The sequence below is a fragment of the Rhodospirillales bacterium genome, from assembly GCA_023898805.1.
GTDB lineage: Bacteria > Pseudomonadota > Alphaproteobacteria > Micavibrionales > UBA1664 > UBA6145.
In genome coordinates, this window is sequence record CP060260.1 from 624,400 (window position 1) to 641,227 (window position 16,828).

The 16,828-nt window shown below is 63.0% G+C and carries 16 protein-coding genes; 8 read left to right on the forward strand and 8 right to left on the reverse strand.

What is annotated here, in order from left to right; genetic code table 11:
* The first annotated feature begins 75 nt into the window (after positions 1-75).
* The 4 genes from H6866_03120 (at position 76) to H6866_03135 (ending at position 4,420) form a co-directional block, all read left to right on the forward strand.
* The gene (locus H6866_03120) at positions 76-1,272 is read left to right on the forward strand and encodes an EAL domain-containing protein (GenBank protein USO08218.1); all 1,197 of its coding nucleotides are present in this window, start codon (positions 76-78) and stop codon (positions 1,270-1,272) included.
* A 75-nt stretch (positions 1,273-1,347) separates the two neighbouring features.
* Complete coding sequence (locus H6866_03125; GenBank protein ID USO08219.1) at positions 1,348-2,601, forward strand: Re/Si-specific NAD(P)(+) transhydrogenase subunit alpha; 1,254 nt, start codon at positions 1,348-1,350, stop codon at positions 2,599-2,601.
* Between the two features lie 2 nt (positions 2,602-2,603).
* Positions 2,604-3,026: an NAD(P) transhydrogenase subunit alpha gene (locus tag H6866_03130; protein ID USO08220.1), complete on the forward strand. Its 423-nt coding sequence runs from the start codon at positions 2,604-2,606 to the stop codon at positions 3,024-3,026.
* Positions 3,026-4,420, forward strand: coding sequence for an NAD(P)(+) transhydrogenase (Re/Si-specific) subunit beta (locus H6866_03135; GenBank protein USO08221.1), 1,395 nt, complete (start codon positions 3,026-3,028; stop codon positions 4,418-4,420). The genes H6866_03130 and H6866_03135 overlap by 1 nt, the downstream gene beginning before the upstream one ends.
* Here H6866_03135 and H6866_03140 read toward each other — a convergent pair.
* On the reverse strand, positions 4,401-5,024 hold the full coding sequence (locus H6866_03140) for a hypothetical protein (GenBank protein USO08222.1): 624 nt from the start codon (positions 5,022-5,024) through the stop codon (positions 4,401-4,403). The genes H6866_03135 and H6866_03140 overlap by 20 nt on opposite strands.
* Positions 5,025-5,053: 29 nt before the next feature.
* On the opposite strand from H6866_03140, the gene H6866_03145 reads away from it, so the two are divergent.
* The 3 genes from H6866_03145 to H6866_03155 all read left to right on the forward strand — a co-directional run bounded on the left by H6866_03145 (position 5,054) and on the right by H6866_03155 (position 6,632).
* Positions 5,054-5,977: an alpha/beta hydrolase gene (locus H6866_03145; protein USO08223.1), complete on the forward strand. Its 924-nt coding sequence runs from the start codon at positions 5,054-5,056 to the stop codon at positions 5,975-5,977.
* A gap of 221 nt (positions 5,978-6,198) precedes the next feature.
* Positions 6,199-6,414, forward strand: a complete 216-nt coding sequence (locus H6866_03150) for a hypothetical protein (protein USO08224.1) — start codon at positions 6,199-6,201, stop codon at positions 6,412-6,414.
* The gene (locus tag H6866_03155; GenBank protein USO08225.1) at positions 6,414-6,632 is read left to right on the forward strand and encodes a hypothetical protein; all 219 of its coding nucleotides are present in this window, start codon (positions 6,414-6,416) and stop codon (positions 6,630-6,632) included. Before H6866_03150 ends, H6866_03155 begins: the two co-directional genes overlap by 1 nt.
* A 97-nt stretch (positions 6,633-6,729) precedes the next feature.
* Here the strand turns inward: H6866_03155 and ligA are convergent, their stop codons facing one another.
* The 4 genes from ligA to lpxC all read right to left on the reverse strand — a co-directional run bounded on the left by ligA (position 6,730) and on the right by lpxC (position 12,378).
* A complete protein-coding gene (gene ligA / locus H6866_03160) occupies positions 6,730-8,811 on the reverse strand; it encodes an NAD-dependent DNA ligase LigA (protein USO08226.1) in 2,082 nt (693 codons plus the stop codon).
* On the reverse strand, positions 8,808-10,481 hold the full coding sequence (recN, locus tag H6866_03165; GenBank protein ID USO08227.1) for a DNA repair protein RecN: 1,674 nt from the start codon (positions 10,479-10,481) through the stop codon (positions 8,808-8,810). Before recN ends, ligA begins: the two co-directional genes overlap by 4 nt.
* 43 nt (positions 10,482-10,524) lie before the next feature.
* Entirely contained in the window at positions 10,525-11,346 is an 822-nt protein-coding gene (locus H6866_03170) for an outer membrane protein assembly factor BamD (GenBank protein USO08228.1), read from the reverse strand.
* A gap of 69 nt (positions 11,347-11,415) precedes the next feature.
* Positions 11,416-12,378 (reverse strand): UDP-3-O-[3-hydroxymyristoyl] N-acetylglucosamine deacetylase, encoded by a 963-nt coding sequence (gene lpxC / locus H6866_03175; GenBank protein USO08229.1) that lies wholly within the window; start codon positions 12,376-12,378, stop codon positions 11,416-11,418.
* Positions 12,379-12,513: 135 nt separating this feature from the next.
* Here lpxC and H6866_03180 point away from each other — a divergent pair, with 135 nt between their 5' ends.
* Positions 12,514-12,843, forward strand: a complete 330-nt coding sequence (locus H6866_03180; GenBank protein ID USO08230.1) for a hypothetical protein — start codon at positions 12,514-12,516, stop codon at positions 12,841-12,843.
* Here H6866_03180 and H6866_03185 read toward each other — a convergent pair.
* The 3 genes from H6866_03185 to ftsA all read right to left on the reverse strand — a co-directional run bounded on the left by H6866_03185 (position 12,830) and on the right by ftsA (position 16,828).
* Positions 12,830-13,357, reverse strand: a complete 528-nt coding sequence (locus tag H6866_03185) for a GNAT family N-acetyltransferase (GenBank protein USO08231.1) — start codon at positions 13,355-13,357, stop codon at positions 12,830-12,832. The two genes, H6866_03180 and H6866_03185, sit on opposite strands and share 14 nt — an antisense overlap.
* 72 nt (positions 13,358-13,429) lie before the next feature.
* A complete protein-coding gene (gene ftsZ / locus H6866_03190; GenBank protein USO08232.1) occupies positions 13,430-15,349 on the reverse strand; it encodes a cell division protein FtsZ in 1,920 nt (639 codons plus the stop codon).
* Between the two features lie 207 nt (positions 15,350-15,556).
* Positions 15,557-16,828 carry a cell division protein FtsA gene (ftsA, locus tag H6866_03195; protein USO08576.1) on the reverse strand — a complete coding sequence of 424 codons (1,272 nt, stop codon included), beginning with the start codon at positions 16,826-16,828 and terminating at the stop codon, positions 15,557-15,559.

Consider the following 16,828-nt stretch of genomic DNA (forward strand, 5'->3'; position numbering starts at 1 on the left):
CAGGGTTTAACAGGAAGCCATGCGCCCTGTCAACAATCTTTACTTTACCGGACAGACGGATAGCATGACAAAGCCATGACACTGACCATCCGCACCAAACGACAGATTTTTGCCCCCGGCGACCTGATCTTCAAACAGGGCGATCCGGGCGACAGCGCCTACCTGATCGAGGAAGGCCAGGTCGAGATCCTCTCCGAAACCGGCGGGACGCCGCAATCCCTTGGCAAACGCGGCACGGGCAGCATTGTCGGTGAAATGGCCATCGTCGATTCCAAACCGCGCCCGACCACGGTACGTGCGATTACGCCGTGTACCCTGCTGGCCATCGGGCGTGAGGATTTTGAACGCCGCCTCGAACACGCAGACCCGGTGATGAAAATGGTGGTGCACGCGATACTCGCGCGCTACCGCGCCCTGCTTTCCGGCATCGCGCACGACGAGGATGACGGCGGCGATTCCAAACCCGCCACCGTCTCCGAAAAGGCGTTTGAAACCATCAAGATGACCCATGATTTCCGCGAAGCGATTTTGGGTTACCAGCTGCGCCTGCATTACCAACCCATCGTCAACATCGCGAACGGTCAGGTCGTGGGGTTCGAGGGGCTGATGCGCTGGCACCATCCGGTCAAGGGCATGATCGGCCCCGCCACGTTCATCCCGATTGCCGAGGATTCGGGCCTGATCGTCCACGCCAGCCGATGGGCCCTGCGCGAGGCGGTCTACATGCTCAACCGCCTGAAGATGGACCACGACCTGCCCGATCCGTGGTTTATATCCCTCAACTTCACCGGCCTCGACCTCGCGGCCGAGGATTTCGCCGACCACGTCACCGAAACCCTGCAAGGCACGGGCGTGCATCCCTCGCGCGTCAAGCTGGAGATCACCGAACGCATGCTGATCGACGATCCGGAAGGCGCGATCAACACGCTGCGCCGCTGCCGCGAGGCGGGACTGACCGTCGCGCTCGACGATTTCGGCACCGGCTATTCCTCGCTCTCTTACCTGCACCGTTTCCCGATCGACACGATGAAGATCGACCGTTCCTTCGTCGTCGAAATGGTCACCAGCCACGCCAGCCTGACACTGGTCAAGGCGATCATCGCGCTGGCCAAGGGTCTGGGCATGTCCATCGTCGCGGAAGGCGTTGAAAAACAAGAGGAATCGGACATCCTGCTCAAAAACGGTTGCGAACTGGTGCAAGGCTATCTCTATGCCCGCCCGATGGCCGAGCCCGACCTTGTCCTGTGGCTCAAGCACAAAGACGATCTATAACGCTTCACAACCTGCTGAAAGTGTTGCAATCTGGCCCCGCTTGTCAAAAACCGGAACCACAAGGAAACCGCGACCGTGGCCTTATCCATCTCTGTCCTGAAGGAAACCGCGCCCGACGAAACCCGTGTTGCCGCGACGCCGGAAACCGTCCGCAAATACGAGGCGCTGGGCGCATCCGTGACCGTACAGGCCGGTGCGGGCGAATCCGCGGCGATCAGCGACGACACCTTCGCTTCCGCCGGCGCCAGGATCGTGCCCAACGCGCTGACCGCGCTCAAGGACGCGGACATCGTCCTGTGCGTGCAAAAGCCCGAAGCCGATATTCTTGAACGCATGAAACCCGGCGCGACCCTGATCGGCATGTTGTCGCCCTATCAGTTCCGCGATGCCGCGCGCTTTGAACGCACCGGCGCCTCCGCCGTCGCACTCGAACTCGTGCCGCGCATCACGCGCGCGCAGGCGATGGATGTGCTCTCCTCGCAAGCCAACCTTGCCGGCTACCGCGCGGTGATCGAGGCGGCGTCGATCTATGGCCGCGCCATGCCGATGATGATGACCGCCGCGGGCACCGTCGCACCGGCGCGCGTTTTCATCATGGGCGCGGGCGTCGCCGGGTTGCAGGCGATTGCGACCGCGCGGCGTCTGGGTGCCGTCGTTTCGGCGACCGATGTGCGCGCCGCCGCGCGCGAACAGGTCCACTCGCTCGGCGCGACCTTCGTGATGGTGGAGAACGAGGAAACCAAACAGGCCGAAACCGCCGGCGGCTACGCCAAGGAAATGTCGGAGGATTACAAGCGCCAGCAGGCCGCCTTGATCGCCGAAACCATCAAGAAACAGGACATCGTCATCACCACCGCCCTGATCCCCGGCCGCCCCGCGCCGGTTCTGGTCACGCCCGACATGGTCAAATCGATGAAGCCGGGTTCGGTGATCGTCGACATGGCGACCGAGGCCGGCGGCAACTGCCCCCTTTCGGAAAAGGGTAAGGTCGTCGAAAAACACGGCGTCACCATCATCGGCTACGGCAACCTGCCCGCACGCATCGCGGTTGACGCCTCGCAACTTTACGCACGCAACGTCCTCAATGTCGTGACGCTGCTGCTGGGCAAGGAAAAAACCGCGCCCGTCTTTAATTTCGAGGATGAAATCATTCAGGGCTTCACCCTGATCCATAACGGCAAGGCGGTCCATAAGTTGCTTGGTGGCGTATCCGAAACCAAAAAAGCGGAAACGCCGAAATCCGAAACACCGAAAGCGCCAACCAAGGCGGAACAAAAAGCCGACGACAAACCGGCTTTCAAACGCAAACCCGAATCCAAGGAAGCCTGATCATGTCCTCCGAAACCCTGATCCAGGACGCCCGCGACCTGGCCATGCGCTCCGCCGATCTGGCGCAGGACATGACCACGCTGGCGGGCAACGTCGCCCTTCAGGCCCAGCACTACGGAAACGGCCACGAAAACTTCCTGATGACCGGCATCACGATTTTCGTGCTTGCCTGCTTTGTCGGTTACTACGTGGTCTGGCGGGTGACCCCCGCGCTGCACTCGCCGCTGATGGGCATCACCAACGCGATTTCCTCGGTCATCATCGTCGGCGCCATTATCGCCGCCGCCCCGCAGGACAGCTACTGGTTCTCCACCCTGCTCGGCTTCATGGCGATCGTCCTCGCCTCGGTCAACATTTTTGGCGGCTTCCTGATCACCCGCCGCATGCTTTCCATGTTCAAACGTAAGGAAGGGGCGAAAAAATAATGGCCACCATGCCTGCCCTGCTGTATCTCGTCGCCGCCATCGCCTTCATCATGGCGCTGCGCGGCCTGTCCTCGCCCGAAAGCGCCCGCACCGGCGTGCTTTACGGCATGCTGGGCATGGCGATCGCGATCGTCACTACCTTCTCGCTCGACGTCGTCGACGCCAACATCACCCCGCTGCTTGGCATCGCGCTTGGCGGCATGGTCGGCGCGGGCATCGCCAAAAAGGTTGAAATGACCGCGCTGCCGCAACTCATGGCCGCCTTCCACTCGCTGGTCGGCCTTGCCGCCGTGTTCATCGCCACCGCCGCGCTTTACAACCCCATCGCCTACGGCATCGGTTCGCGCGGGGCCATCGCGCTGACCTCGCTGGTCGAAATGTCGCTCGGCGCCGCCATCGGCGCGATCACCTTCATGGGGTCGATCATCGCTTTCGGCAAGCTTCAGGGCCTGATTTCCGGAAAGCCGCTGACCTTCGCGGGCCAGCACATGCTCAACGCCGCGCTTGGCGGCGCGATGCTGGTGCTCATCCTTGCCTTCTGCGCGACCGAATGGAATTTCGTGTTCTTCGCCATCGTCGCCGTGGCGCTGGTGCTGGGCATCACCCTGATCGTCCCGATCGGCGGGGCCGACATGCCGGTCATCGTTTCGATGCTCAATTCCTATTCCGGCTGGGCGGCGGCGGGCATTGGTTTCACGCTGCAAAACCCGCTGCTGATCATCGTCGGCGCGTTGGTCGGCGCCAGCGGCGCCATTCTTTCCTACATCATGTGCAAGGGCATGAACCGCTCTTTCATCAACGTGCTGCTCGGCGGGTTCGGCGGCGATGCGGCGGATTCCGGTGCCGCCGCCGCAAGCGGCGACCGGCCGGTCAAGATCGGCTCGGCCGAGGACGCGGCCTTCATCCTGAAAAACGCGGCCTCGGTGATCATCGTGCCCGGTTACGGCATGGCGGTGGCGCAGGCCCAGCACGCCTTGCGCGAAATGGCCGATACACTCAAGAAGGAAGGCGTGCAGGTCCGCTACGCCATCCATCCCGTCGCGGGCAGGATGCCCGGCCACATGAACGTCCTGCTGGCCGAGGCGAACGTGCCCTATGACGACGTGCTCGAACTTGACGACATCAACCGCGATTTCGGGCAAACCGACGTCGCTTTCGTCATCGGCGCCAACGACATCACCAACCCCGCCGCCAAGAACGACCCAAAATCGCCGATTTACGGCATGCCGGTGCTTGATGTCGAAAAAGCCAAAACGGTGCTGTTCGTCAAACGCTCGCTCGGCACGGGTTACGCCGGTGTCGATAACCCGCTTTTCTTCAACGAAAATACGATGATGCTGCTTGGCGACGCCAAGAAAATGTCCGAGGACATCATCAAGGCGTTGGAACAGTAAGCGCCGGCACCGACGCTTCCGAACGCCTCAAGGCGCGCTGTGCGCGGATCCAGCGCCGCGTGCTGCCCGGCGTCTGGATGATGCCCGTGGGCGCGGGCAATCCGTGCCGCCGCATCAGCCCGGTGAAAAAATGCGCGCAGTTATACAGCCCCGAGGAATAAAACCGGAATTTTTTCGCCTGCAAATCCGCAAGCATCGCCGCATGGGTCTGGGCACTGATCGGAAACGTGATACCTGCGAAATCATTGAAGTTTTTTGATTTCGCCACTTCGCTGAAACGGTTTCGCAACACCACCCGGCCCGGCAACGGGGAAACCATCGCAATGAAAACGCTGACGGCAAGCGAAGCCGGAAGACCCATCTGCCAGGGATAGCGCACGGCCACGTAAGCGCTTGCTTTCCAAACGACAGAGAGCGCAGCCGCATAACCCAGCAACAGCGAAAGCCGGCCTTCTTTCGACTTATCCTTGTCGTAGTGATAGATCTGCGCGCGCCGGTCGGGATCGCGAAGCCGAATGACGACATACGGCCCGATTGCGGCCAGCGTAAACTGGTACCGTAAATCAGGCGCTTCGCCCTTTGGTTTTTCTGCGGCCTCTGCCATGCTGGTGCAATAACAGGTTTTACTGCAATATGCAAAATCTTCCCGAGCGTTTTACCATCCCCGCCGGTTGGCAATGGACCGACCGGCTGGAAACCCGTCCAGGGCAATTTCTGCGCCTTGGCTGGGCCGCACCTGAAAATCCGCGCGCCTGCATCTATATCCTGCCGGGCCTTTCCGAATATGCCGAAAAATATTTCGAGGTCGCGCACGACCTGCTGCGCCGTGATTTCGCGCTGGCCTGCATCGACTGGCGCGGACAGGGCCTGTCCTGGCGCGCGGGCGACCGCGCCCGGCGCCACCACGACGATTTCGCGCTTGATGTCGCCGACGCCGAGGCCTTTATCGCCCGCGCCCCCCTGCCTGCCAATCTGCCGCGCATCATGCTCGCCCATTCCATGGGCGGACAGATCGGCCTGCGCTTGTTGCACGACCGTCCGGACCTGTTCGTGGCGGCGGTGATGACCGCGCCGATGCTGGGCCTGCCGGTTCCGGACTGGGCGGGGGGGCCGCTGGCCGAAACGCTGTGCGCGATCGGGATGGACGAATCCTACGCCCCCGGCAACGGCCCGTGGAGCGCCGAACGCATGACGCTGGGCCTGCGCCTGCTGACCAGCGACCCTGAGCGCGCGGCGATGCAGAAATACTGGATGACCCACAAACCGGAACTGCGCATGGGCGGCGTGACGATGCAATGGGTGCGCGCGGCATTCCGAACCATGCGCCTTGCCGCGCAGCCAGATTATCTGGCATCCGTCCACACGCCCTGCCTGATGGTTCGTTCCGGTGCCGACGCGGTGATCGCCAATCCAGCCATCGACCGCGCCGCCCGGTATTTGCCGAACGTCGAAATTCTGCCCGTTCCCGGCGCCCTGCACGAGGTCATGATGGAGCGTGATCAATATCGCGATTTGTTCTGGGCCGGGTTCGAGGCTTTTACGGCGCGGTTCATATAAAACGACCACGATATGCCGCACCATACGGCGACGACCGTCGCCGCGCGAGCTTATGCGAGCGAAGCCTAAGCGGCGTATGAGCGGCTAAAACGGCGACGACCGTCGCCGCGCGAGCTTATGCGCGCGAAGCCTAAGCGGCGTATGAGCGGCCACATAATCCAGTCGATTTATGTGACATGGGTTATATTGCCAAGCATGTGCCCGCGCAGTAATCTAATGCCATGGAATTCAAACGCCTTTCCGACCGTGTCCTGTACGCCCTGCAGCTTTCGCTGGAACAGAATGATCTGGTCGTGTCCGAACGTCTTGCGCGCGCGCTTGAAATCGCACTGACCCGCACCCCCGATGGCCACCGCTATGTCGAACGCCGCGATTTCACCACCGATTACGACGCCGCGATGAAGACCCTGGACAAACTGCGGATGGAGCAGGCCTGATGCCACTCGAATTCAAACGCCTTTCCGACCGCATCCTGCACGCCCTGCAACTCGCGCTTGAACAACGCGACCTTCAGGTGGCGGAGGAACTTTCCAAGGCGCTCGACGACTCCCTCACCCGCATGAGCGGCGGCAAGGGCTTCACCGAACGGCGCGAGGCCGGGGCGGTCTATGACGCCGCGATGAAAAAACTCGGCGAACTCCGCCGTTCCTACTAAAGCATCCGAATGATCGCGCATACCCCGGCTTGTCCGGGGTATTATCGTGACGCAAATTCGACGCCGATTGCGAAACCGAGCCATGGATTCGCGCGCTTCAACGTGCCAATTCCCGCCACTCGGCTTCGCTCAAAACCGCGACACCCAGATCCTTGGCCTTTTTCAGTTTCGATCCAGCATCCGCTCCGGCCACCACGTAATCGGTGCGCGACGACACGCTGCCTGAAACTTTCGCGCCCAGCCGCTCGGCTTGCGCCTTGGCCTCGTCGCGCGACATCGTCTCCAGCGTGCCAGTGAACACCACGGTCTTACCCGCAACCTTGCTGCCGCTGGTGTCTGGCGCGACGAAATCCTCGACCGCGACCTGCGCCAGCAGATCGTCGAGCAGCGCGATATTATGCGCCTCGGTGAAAAACCCGATCAGATCGTCCGCCACGCTCGGCCCGATATCATCGATTTCGACCAACCGTGCATAGGCCTCGCCGCTTTCGTCCTGCGCCGCGCGCATCGCCGCCGCCAACGCCGCAATGTCATGATAGTTTTTGGCCAGTTTTTTCGACGTCGCCTCGCCGACTTGATGAATCCCCAGCGCATAGACGAACCGGTCAAGCGGAATATGCCGCCGCGCCGCGATCGCCGCGAACAGGTTGCGTGCCGAAACCTCGCCCCAGCCTTCCCGCGCGCGCAAGGGCGTAAGACTGTCTTTATCCCGCGCCTCCAGCCTGAATATATCGGCGGGAGAGCGCACCAGCCCTTCCGTCCATAATTCTTGAATGATCTTTTCGCCCATGCCCTCGATGTCTAAGGCACCGCGCGACACGAAATGCCGCAACCTTTCGACCGCCTGGGCCGGACAGATCAAACCGCCGGTGCAGCGCCGCGCGACCTCGCCTTCCTCGCGGATGGCCTGCGACCCGCATGCAGGACAGACATGCGGAAATTCAAACGCTTGCGAATCCGCCGGACGCCTGTCCGGCAGATACCCCAGAACCTGCGGTATCACATCGCCCGCGCGCTGGATGGTTACGCTGTCGCCCACCCTGATGTCCTTGCGCGCGATCTCGTCCTCGTTATGCAGCGTCGCGCGCGAAACCAGCACCCCGCCGACATTGACCGGCTCAAGCTCGGCCACCGGCGTCAGAACGCCCGTGCGCCCGACCTGCACGGTGATGGCGTTGACCCGCGTCACGGCCTTTTCCGCCGGGAATTTATGCGCAACGGCCCAGCGCGGCGCACGCGCGACAAAGCCAAGCCGCGCCTGCAACGCCAGATCGTCGACCTTGTACACCACGCCGTCTATGTCATACGGCAGATCCGCGCGCAGCGCCGCGATACGCTCGTAATACGCCATCAATCCCGCTGCCGTGTCGGCAACGATGGATGGCTCCGGCACACGAAACCCCCAACGCAACAGCGCCGCGCGAATCCCGGCCTGCGATCCGGCCACGGGCATGGCGCTTGCACCCAGCGCATAGGCAAAAAAACCAAGCGTCCGCCCCGCCGTGATGCCGGAATCCAGTTGTCTTAGACTACCCGCCGCCGCATTGCGCGGATTGGCGAACAGGGGCCGCCCGGCCTGTGCCTGCGCGGTGTTCAAAGCCGCGAACGCGGCCTTGGTCATATACACCTCGCCCCTGATGTCGATGCTGTCCGGCGCGTCCTTGGGCAGGCTTTGCGGAATTTCGGAATCGGAAAGCGTGCGCACATTGGCCGTGACGTCCTCCCCCTCCTCGCCGTCGCCGCGCGTCGCGGCCTGCACCAGTTTTCGTCCCTCGTAACGCAGCGATAACGACAACCCGTCGATTTTCTGCTCGCCCAGAAACGCAACGCAGGCGCCTTCCGGCAGATTCAGGAAATTACGCACGCGCGCGAAAAATTCGTCCAGTTCCTCCGCGCTGAATACGTTGCCAAGGCTGAGCATCGGCACAAGATGGCGCACCTTGCCAAAACCGCCCGCAGGCCGGGCGCCCACGCGCCGGGTCGGGCTTTGCGGACCGGCAAGTTCGGGATGCGCGGCCTCGATCGCCTCGATCTCGCGCCGCAGCGCGTCATATTCGGCGTCCGTGATCTCCGGCGCGTCTTTCTGGTAATACAGCGCGTCGTGCCGCGCCAGCGCCGCCGCCAACGCCGCATGCCGCGCCTGCGCCTCCCGCTGTTCGCCGTTATCGTCCGCGCTCACGACGCCTCCTGCAACAGCCGGTCTGCGGCGGCCAGCGCCTCGCGCGTGACGTTTGCGCCCGAAATCATCCGCGCGATTTCCTGCGCCCGCGATGCGCGTTCACCCAGCACATACAACGTAGTGCGTATTGCACCGTCATTCGCGCCCTTGGCGACGATCCAGTGATGATCGGCGCGCGCCGCCACCTGCGGCGAATGCGTCACCACCAGAACCTGCCGCCCCGCATGGGCCAAAGCGGACAGCCTTTCGCCCACTGCGTCGGCCGTGGCACCGCCCAGACCGGAATCGACCTCGTCGAACACCAGCGTCGCGACCGGCGAACTTGCGGCCAGCACCACCTTGATCGCCAGCATGAATCGCGACAGCTCGCCGCCCGATGCGACCTTTTCGATCGGCCCTGCTGCCGTGCCGGGATTCGTGGCGACCAGAAACTCTATGCTTTCGCGGCCATCCGGCCCCCATTGATCCTCTGGCAGTGCGGTGATTTTCGTTTCAAACCGCGCCTTTTCAAGTTTGATCGGCGCAAGCTCCGCCATGATCCGCGCATCCAGATTTTTTGCCGCCGCCACGCGCTGCTTGCTCAACGCCGCCGCAACATCCTCGTACACCCGCCGCGCGGACAAGGCCGCACGCTCCAGCGCAGCCAGCCGCCCGTCATCATCCCTGATCGCGGCCAGCCGCCGCGCGATATCCTCCTGCAGCGCGGGCAGGTCGTCGACCCGGCACTGGAATTTACGTGCCGCCGCGCGCAGCGCGTGCAACCGGTCGTCCACCGCCTCAAGCGTGTCCGGCCCGCCCTCGCCCGCGTCGAACCAACGCTCAAGCACCTCCAGCGCCGCATTCATCTCGCCCCCGGCGCGGTCCAGTGCCTCGGTCGCGGCACGTAAACCTTCGCCCGCCTTGCCCGCCGCGCGATCAAGGGTTTTCCATGCGCGGTTAAGCATGGCCAAGGCCCCGGCCTCGCCCTCCAGCATCGCACGCGCCTCGGTGAACGCCGCCTCGATCTGCGCACGCGCCGACAATTGCGTGCGCCGCGCGTGCAGCGCGTCCTCCTCCCCCGCCTGTGGGGCCAGTGCGCCCAGATCGTCGCCTGCCTGCTGCCAGTATTCCTGATCGCGCCGCGCTTCGACGATCTGCGCGCAAAGCGCGGCGCGTTCCGCCTCCGCCCCGCGCCATGAATCCCACGCTTCACGCACGCGCCGCGAATCCGCCCCCGCGAACGCATCCAGCGTCGCGCGATGCATGCGTGCGTCCATAAGCCCGTAAGTTTCAAATTGTCCGTGAATATCGACCACAAGCGTGCCCACGCTGCGCAAAAGCGCCACGCCGGCCATCTGGTCGTTGATGAACGCCTTGCTGCGCCCGTCGGCGGCGATCTGACGGCGCAACATCAATGCGCCGTCGCCTTCATGTGCGATTCCCTGTTCGTCCAGCAGCGCGAAAACCGGGTGATCTTTCGGCAGTTGAAACACCGCACCGACGCTGGCCTGCGCCGCGCCCGCGCGTACCAACCCCGCATCCCCCCGCGCACCCAGCGCAAGACCCAAGGCGTCCAGCAGGATGGATTTGCCCGCGCCCGTTTCGCCGGTCAAGGCGCACAGCCCTGCCCCTGCCTCGATGTCCAGCGCATCGATCAGCACCACGTCACGAATGGAAAGGCGTTGCAACATCCCCTATTCCTAGCACGAACCGGCGTTTTCCGGCTCGGAATCGCTATTCCGGCTTGAACAGCGCGTCGATGGTGCGGTCCTTGAAGCTGCGGTCGTCCATCAGCTTTTCACGCTGTTGCGGGTTAAGGATGCGATAGGAATCCGCATACCACTTGCTGCCCGGATAGTTATAGCCAAGCACCGCCGCGACGCGCGTCGCCTCGTCGACCAGCCCCATGTGCAGATACGCCTCCACCAGCCGGTGCAACGCTTCGGGCACGTGGGTGGTGGTCTGGTAATCATGCACCACGACCATGAAACGCTTGACCGCGGCGGTGTAATAGCCGCGCGTCAGGTAATACCGGCCGATATCCATTTCCTTGCCGGCCAGGTGGTCAAGTGTGAGATCGCGCTTAAGCTTGGCATCGCGCGCATATTTGCTTTCCGGGAACAGGCGCAAAAGCGTGTCGAAACTTTGCAAGGCCTGCGCCGTCGTTTCCTGATCGCGCTTGACGTCGGTGATCTGGTCGTAATCGCACAACCCACGCAGGTAATACGCGTAATCGATGTCCTTGTATCCTGGATGCAGCCGGATGAAATCATCAAGCGTCACCGCCGCCTCGTCATACTGCGCATCCTTGTACAGGGCAAAGGCGCGCATCAAATCGGCCTGCGTTGCCCATTGCGAGTAAGGGTGCTGGCGTTCGACCTCGGCAAACAGCTTCGCCGCCTTGCGGTAGCTGTTCGCGTCCATCGCGTCGGCGGCTTCGTTATAGATCTGCTCGACCGGGCGATCGGCGGTCAGCGCCGCGTCCTCCTGCTTTTTGCTGCTGGTGCCGCACGCGGCCAGCGTCAGCACGAAGGCGAGTAACAGGAAAATACGCATAAAACCACCACCGTCGTTAAGAACGTGTTTCTTGAACGGGGCCAGAATATCGGCGGGATAAGGGAGTGTCTAGAGGCGAGCGAAATCGCCGGTTTCAGCGGCGAAAATACCCGCGGGAACCGGGGTTTGGATGCCTGAAAGCTCGCGCACCGTGCGCCACGCGCAACGCGTATCGAACAAGGCGCGCAACAACTGGTTGGTCAACGCGTGCCCGCCATAGGCGCACACGAACTGGCCGATGATCGGCCGTCCGGCTAGCGCCAGATCGCCGATCGCATCCATGATCTTGTGCCGCACGGGCTCGTCCGCATGGCGCGCGCGGTTGTAAAACACGTCCGGCGCGGGCGCTCCGTCGGCGCCCGGCATATCGTCGATGATCAGGGCGCTGTCGATCGACCCGCCCTTGATCAGGCCTGCGGCCAGCAGTTTTTCGACATCCGAACGCTTGGTGAAGGTGCGCGAATCCGCGACCTGCGCGAAGGCCGAAACGTCGGTCAGATCCAGCGTCATGTGCTGCGCGCCCAGCCGGTCAAAGGCGATGCTGTAATCGATATGCAGATGCGCGCCCTGCCCCGGTGCAAGCGGGCGAAGCTCGGCGAATTTGTCGCCGTCCTGCACGCGCACGGTCTTCAATATCTCGATGACGTCGCGCGCGCCCTGCTGCTTGCGCCCCGCATCCATAAGCGCGGCAAGGAAGGGCTGGGCGCTGCCGTCCATCAACGGAACCTCCGGCCCATCGATCTGGACGATGGCGTTGTCGATCCCGTACCCGGCCAGCGCGGCCATCAGGTGTTCCGGGGTCTGGACCATCACGCCCGCTTCATTTTCCAGAAATGTGCAACGCGTCGATTTTTCCGCCGCCACCCGGTCGTACAGCGCCGGAACATAGGTCGCGATACCGGCCAGATCCTTGCGCTCGAACACGATTCCGGTGTCCTGCGGCGCGGGCAGCACTTGAACCGCACTGACCCGCCCTGTGTGCAGGCCGGTGCCGCGAATGACCGCCGAAGGCTGTCTGAGCGTGTGTTGCATGGCGTAAACGACCGTCTTGTAAAAGGCTGGCGGGAACGAAACCCGTTATCTCAACGTTCATGCTACGGAAACCTGTTCAAAAGGAATAATCACCGCCTGTTGCGCAATGTTACAGACCCGCTATAAAGACACACCATGAAAAATGTTGTTGTAAAACGCTTTTTGACCCTCGCGCTCCTCCTGTCGGCTTGCGGCCTTGCGGCTTGCGCAAGCACGGGCGGCGGAACAGGTGAAACCCTAAGCCAGATCGTGCGCGAGGAAAAAGGCTATGACGCGCCGCCCAACACCTGCGAATTCCCCAAAGGCCTGATCGGCAAGCCGGTCAGCGAACTCGACAAGATCAAGTTCAAGTCGCCCACCCGCATTATCGTGCCCGGCAACGCCGTTTCGGGTGATTTTGTCGCCAACCGCGTCAATTTCAAACTCGACAAAAAAGGCGTGATCCGCGACATCACCTGCGGATAGTCGCAAGCTCAAGCGTGTAAAACATCTCGACATCCCTCACGCCGTCATAAGCGCGGGCGGTGTTTCCGTTGTGCGAATAAACGAATCCCTGCGACAGGGTCGCGCGCCGCGATGCCGCGTTGCTTTCGTGATGCGAGATATAAACATGTTTCCAGTCCGCGCGCGCTGCCGCATACGCCAAAAGAACCCCATACAGCTTTTTCGCCAACCCACGGCCGCGCCATGCCGGGCTGATATACGTGCCCCATAAAACCGCGCTTTCGCCGCTGGCATCCGCCTTCATCGTGGCGATCCCCATGATGCCCATGACCTGCGTGCCGTCGAAAAGTCCGGCGGTGACACAGTTTTCCGAATGCGCCGTTTCCCGCCAGTACACCTCTGGCATATCCTTTTCTCTGGCGAAATTACTGCCGAAAAACTGCGGCGTGTCCTTAAGCGCGCTTAAACGGATATCGCGCAAAATCCCCCATTCCTCCGGCTTGAAAAGACGGCACACGATGGCGGAACAATCCATGGTCCTGACCTTTGGTTATCGATAAAAAAGCCCGCCATGACCGGCGGGCTTTCGTATTGGTTGAAAACGGCCTTACGAAACCTGCCGCCGCAGGAAGGCCGGAATATCCAGATCGGCGCCCGGCGCGGCCTGCTGCTGCGGCTGCTGGACCGGTGGTTGAGCCTGAACGGCCGGTGTCACGATCGGTTGCTGCGGTTGGACTTGCTGCATAGGCGCGGCTTCCATGGCCTGGCCGCCGCCGCGCCGCACGGCGAAGCTGGAAAATAGCCCCCCGCCCTGCGCCGTGCCGCCTTGCGAACCGTGCGCGCCGCCATCCTGGTCGTCGCCCGCATCGTCGTCATGTTCCGAGAACATGCCCGCGATCTTGTCGAACAGCGACGGTTTTCTGGCCGAACGCTGACCCGGCACCGGCGGGTTGAGCTGCAACCCCGCGGGCCGTGCCGACAGATCGGGCGCGAAGGCGTTGTCATCCTCGAACACCGGCATTTGCGGACGCTGCGGGGACGGCATCGCGGGCACCTGCGCGCCGCCGAAACCGCGCGCGCTTTCCGGATCGACCGGACGCGGCGGAATGAACGCCCCGGCATGGCGGATACCGCGGTTGACCTCGGCAGCTGAGGCCGCGACCGTAGGCTGCCCCGCACCGTAGGTGCCTGCGCCGTAACCGGCGGGCGCGCCCTGCGGCGCGATCCCCAGCTCGGCTTGTTGATACATATCGCCGCCGCCGGTTTCGATTTTGCGCATCGTCGTGCCTTCCTGCGCGTAAACCGGGGTCTGCGCGATGGCAGGCGCCGAAACGCGCGAGGTCAAAGGCGGCACCACCAGTTGCGATTGCACGCCGCTGGCTGAACCGTACATACCACCTTGCGGCGCGGACGCGGCCGAATAATCCATGCCCATCGGCTGACCTGAAAGCGTGCCCTGCTGCGGCATCGGACGCTGTTCCGTGGCGTGCTGCACGCCTTGCGGCGCGACCGCATTGGTGTTGGAGCCACGGATCGGACGCTGGCGGCGCGCGCCTTCGGTATCGATACCGGTGGCCAGCACGGTCACACGCATCACGCCTTCCAGCCCTTCGTCGAAGGTCGATCCGAAGATGATGTTGGCGTCGGCGTCGACCTCGTCGCGAATACGGTTGCACGCCTCGTCCACCTCGAACAGGGTCATGTCGTAGCCGCCGGTGATGTTGATGATGACGCCCTTCGCGCCCTTCATCGAGATGTCGTCGAGCAGCGGATTGTTGATCGCACGCTCCGCGGCCTCGACCGCGCGGCGCTCGCCCGTGGCTTCGCCGGTGCCCATCATCGCCTTGCCCATTTCCATCATCGCGCTGCGGACATCCGCGAAATCAAGATTGATCAAGCCCGGCATGACCATCAGGTCGGTGACCCCGCGCACGCCGGATTGCAAAACAGAGTCGGCCAGTTTGAACGCCTCGGCGAAAGTCGTTTTTTCGTTCGCGATGCGAAACAGGTTCTGGTTCGGAATGACGATCAGCGTATCGACGTATTGCTGCATCTCCGAAAGCCCGGTTTCAGCCATGCGCATACGGTGCGCGCCCTCGAAATGGAACGGCTTGGTGACCACGCCCACGGTCAGGATGCCCGCCTCTTTCGCGGCGCGCGCGATGACCGGCGCGGCGCCGGTGCCGGTGCCCCCGCCCATCCCGGCGGTGATGAACACCATGTGCGCGCCTTCCATTTCGGCGATGATCTGGTCGATCGATTCCTCGGCGGCGGCGCGGCCGATTTCAGGCTTGGACCCAGCGCCAAGGCCCGACGTGATGCGCGACCCCAGTTGCAGCCGGGTTTGCGAAAGACTGTGCTTGAGCGCCTGCGCGTCGGTGTTGCAGGAGATGAAGCGCACCCCCTCCAGCTTGCTGGCGATCATGTTGTTGACGGCGTTGCAGCCGGCACCGCCCACGCCGATAACGGTGATTTGCGGCGAAAGATCCCGGTCTTGGTCGGGAATGGAGGCGGTCAGGTTCAGCATGGGCCGTATAAATCCTTGAAAAACCACCTTGCGGGCGGCGCGGTTTGAAGCATTTGGGGCGATGCGAAACCGGCGGGAAACCGGCAGCAACAAATCACTTTGAAAAGTGTAAATGCTTCGATTCACGCGCGGCAAGAGTCACGGAAGAAAAAAGTGAATCCATCCCCTGCTTACTCGGCGGTTATCCACAGGTTTATAAGGCGTTCTTCACCAGTTCTCGCGCAGCCAGCGCTGGGCGCGTGCGACCAACGTGCCTTCGGCGGCGTCGTGCCGTCCACTGTATTGCGGCAATTCGTCCGCCCGCTCGCAGACATAATGCAAAAGCCCTGCCGTGGCGGCGAAGGCCGGTCCGGACGTTGCATCGGGCAGCCCCTTGATCCGCACCGGACGGCCCAGCCGCACCTGCTTGCCCAGAATCATCCCGGCCAGATCGCGCATTCCCGGCGTCTGGGCCGCGCCGCCGGTCAGCACCACGCGCCGCCCCATCGCCGCGCTCAACCCGGAATCGTCAAGCCGCGCGCGCACCATCTCGAATACCTCCTCAAGCCGCGGCTGGATGATGGAAACAAGATACGAACGCGGGATGTGGTTGGGCTGGGATTCTTCCTCCTCGCCCAGCTGCGGCACATCGATCAGTTCCGAATCGTCGGTGGAGGACGTAAGCGCCGAACCATACAAAATCTTGATGCGCTCGGCCTCCTGCGCGCGGGTGTTCAGGCCGCGCGCAACGTCGTTGGTCACATGCGCGCCGCCCACCGGAATCGCCCCGGCATGAATCATCGCGCCTTCGCGAAACACGGCAAAACTGGTCACGCCGCCGCCCATGTCGATGACGGTGCAGCCAAGGTCCATCTCGTCCGCGACCAGACTGGACAGGCCCGCGGCATAAGGCGGCACGCACAGCGCCTCGATATCCAGATGCGTGCGTTCGACGCAGCGGGCGATATTCACCAGCGCCGGGCTTTCCGCGGTCACGACGTTGACGTCGACGCGCAGGCGCTGCCCCGCCATGCCGCGCGGCTCCTCGATGCCGCGATGCCCGTCGATGGCATACCCGGCGGCGATGGCGTGGATCAGTGTCCGCCCCTCGCGCTGGTCTTGCTTCTGCGCCCGCTGGATCGCGCGGCGGATATCGCCCTCGCCCACCTCGTGACCCAGCATCGCGATATCGATCGCGGTCTTGTGGCTTTCCGTGTACATGGTCGGCACGCCGGTCACGACGTCGCGCAGCGGATACCCCTTCATCTCGCCGACCGCCATGGTTTCGGCGGCGTGAACCGCCTGCCTGATCGATTCCTCGGCGGCCAGAAGGTCGGTGACCGTCCCCGCCTTGACCCCACGCGACGCCACATGCCCGATGCCGATGACCGAAACGCCGCCCTGCTCGTCCGTGACCCGCCCGATGAAACAGGCGATTTTCGTGGACCCGATGTCCAGCGCCGCGATGATGGTGCCCTTGGGCTTGGGTTTGTGCCTGAT

Excerpts from the sequence above, each read along its gene's own strand:
- H6866_03170 (USO08228.1), bottom strand. The coding sequence starts at position 11,346 with ATGCGTATTTTCCTGTTACTCGCCTTCGTGCTGACGCTGGCCGCGTGC.
- lpxC (USO08229.1), bottom strand. The coding sequence starts at position 12,378 with ATGCAACACACGCTCAGACAGCCTTCGGCGGTCATTCGCGGCACCGGC.
- H6866_03145 (USO08223.1), top strand. The coding sequence starts at position 5,054 with ATGCAAAATCTTCCCGAGCGTTTTACCATCCCCGCCGGTTGGCAATGG.
- H6866_03150 (USO08224.1), top strand. The coding sequence starts at position 6,199 with ATGGAATTCAAACGCCTTTCCGACCGTGTCCTGTACGCCCTGCAGCTT.
- H6866_03140 (USO08222.1), bottom strand. The coding sequence starts at position 5,024 with ATGGCAGAGGCCGCAGAAAAACCAAAGGGCGAAGCGCCTGATTTACGG.
- H6866_03130 (USO08220.1), top strand. The coding sequence starts at position 2,604 with ATGTCCTCCGAAACCCTGATCCAGGACGCCCGCGACCTGGCCATGCGC.
- recN (USO08227.1), bottom strand. The coding sequence starts at position 10,481 with ATGTTGCAACGCCTTTCCATTCGTGACGTGGTGCTGATCGATGCGCTG.
- H6866_03135 (USO08221.1), top strand. The coding sequence starts at position 3,026 with ATGGCCACCATGCCTGCCCTGCTGTATCTCGTCGCCGCCATCGCCTTC.
- H6866_03185 (USO08231.1), bottom strand. The coding sequence starts at position 13,357 with ATGGATTGTTCCGCCATCGTGTGCCGTCTTTTCAAGCCGGAGGAATGG.
- ftsZ (USO08232.1), bottom strand. The coding sequence starts at position 15,349 with ATGCTGAACCTGACCGCCTCCATTCCCGACCAAGACCGGGATCTTTCG.
- H6866_03120 (USO08218.1), top strand. The coding sequence starts at position 76 with ATGACACTGACCATCCGCACCAAACGACAGATTTTTGCCCCCGGCGAC.
- H6866_03155 (USO08225.1), top strand. The coding sequence starts at position 6,414 with ATGCCACTCGAATTCAAACGCCTTTCCGACCGCATCCTGCACGCCCTG.
- H6866_03180 (USO08230.1), top strand. The coding sequence starts at position 12,514 with ATGAAAAATGTTGTTGTAAAACGCTTTTTGACCCTCGCGCTCCTCCTG.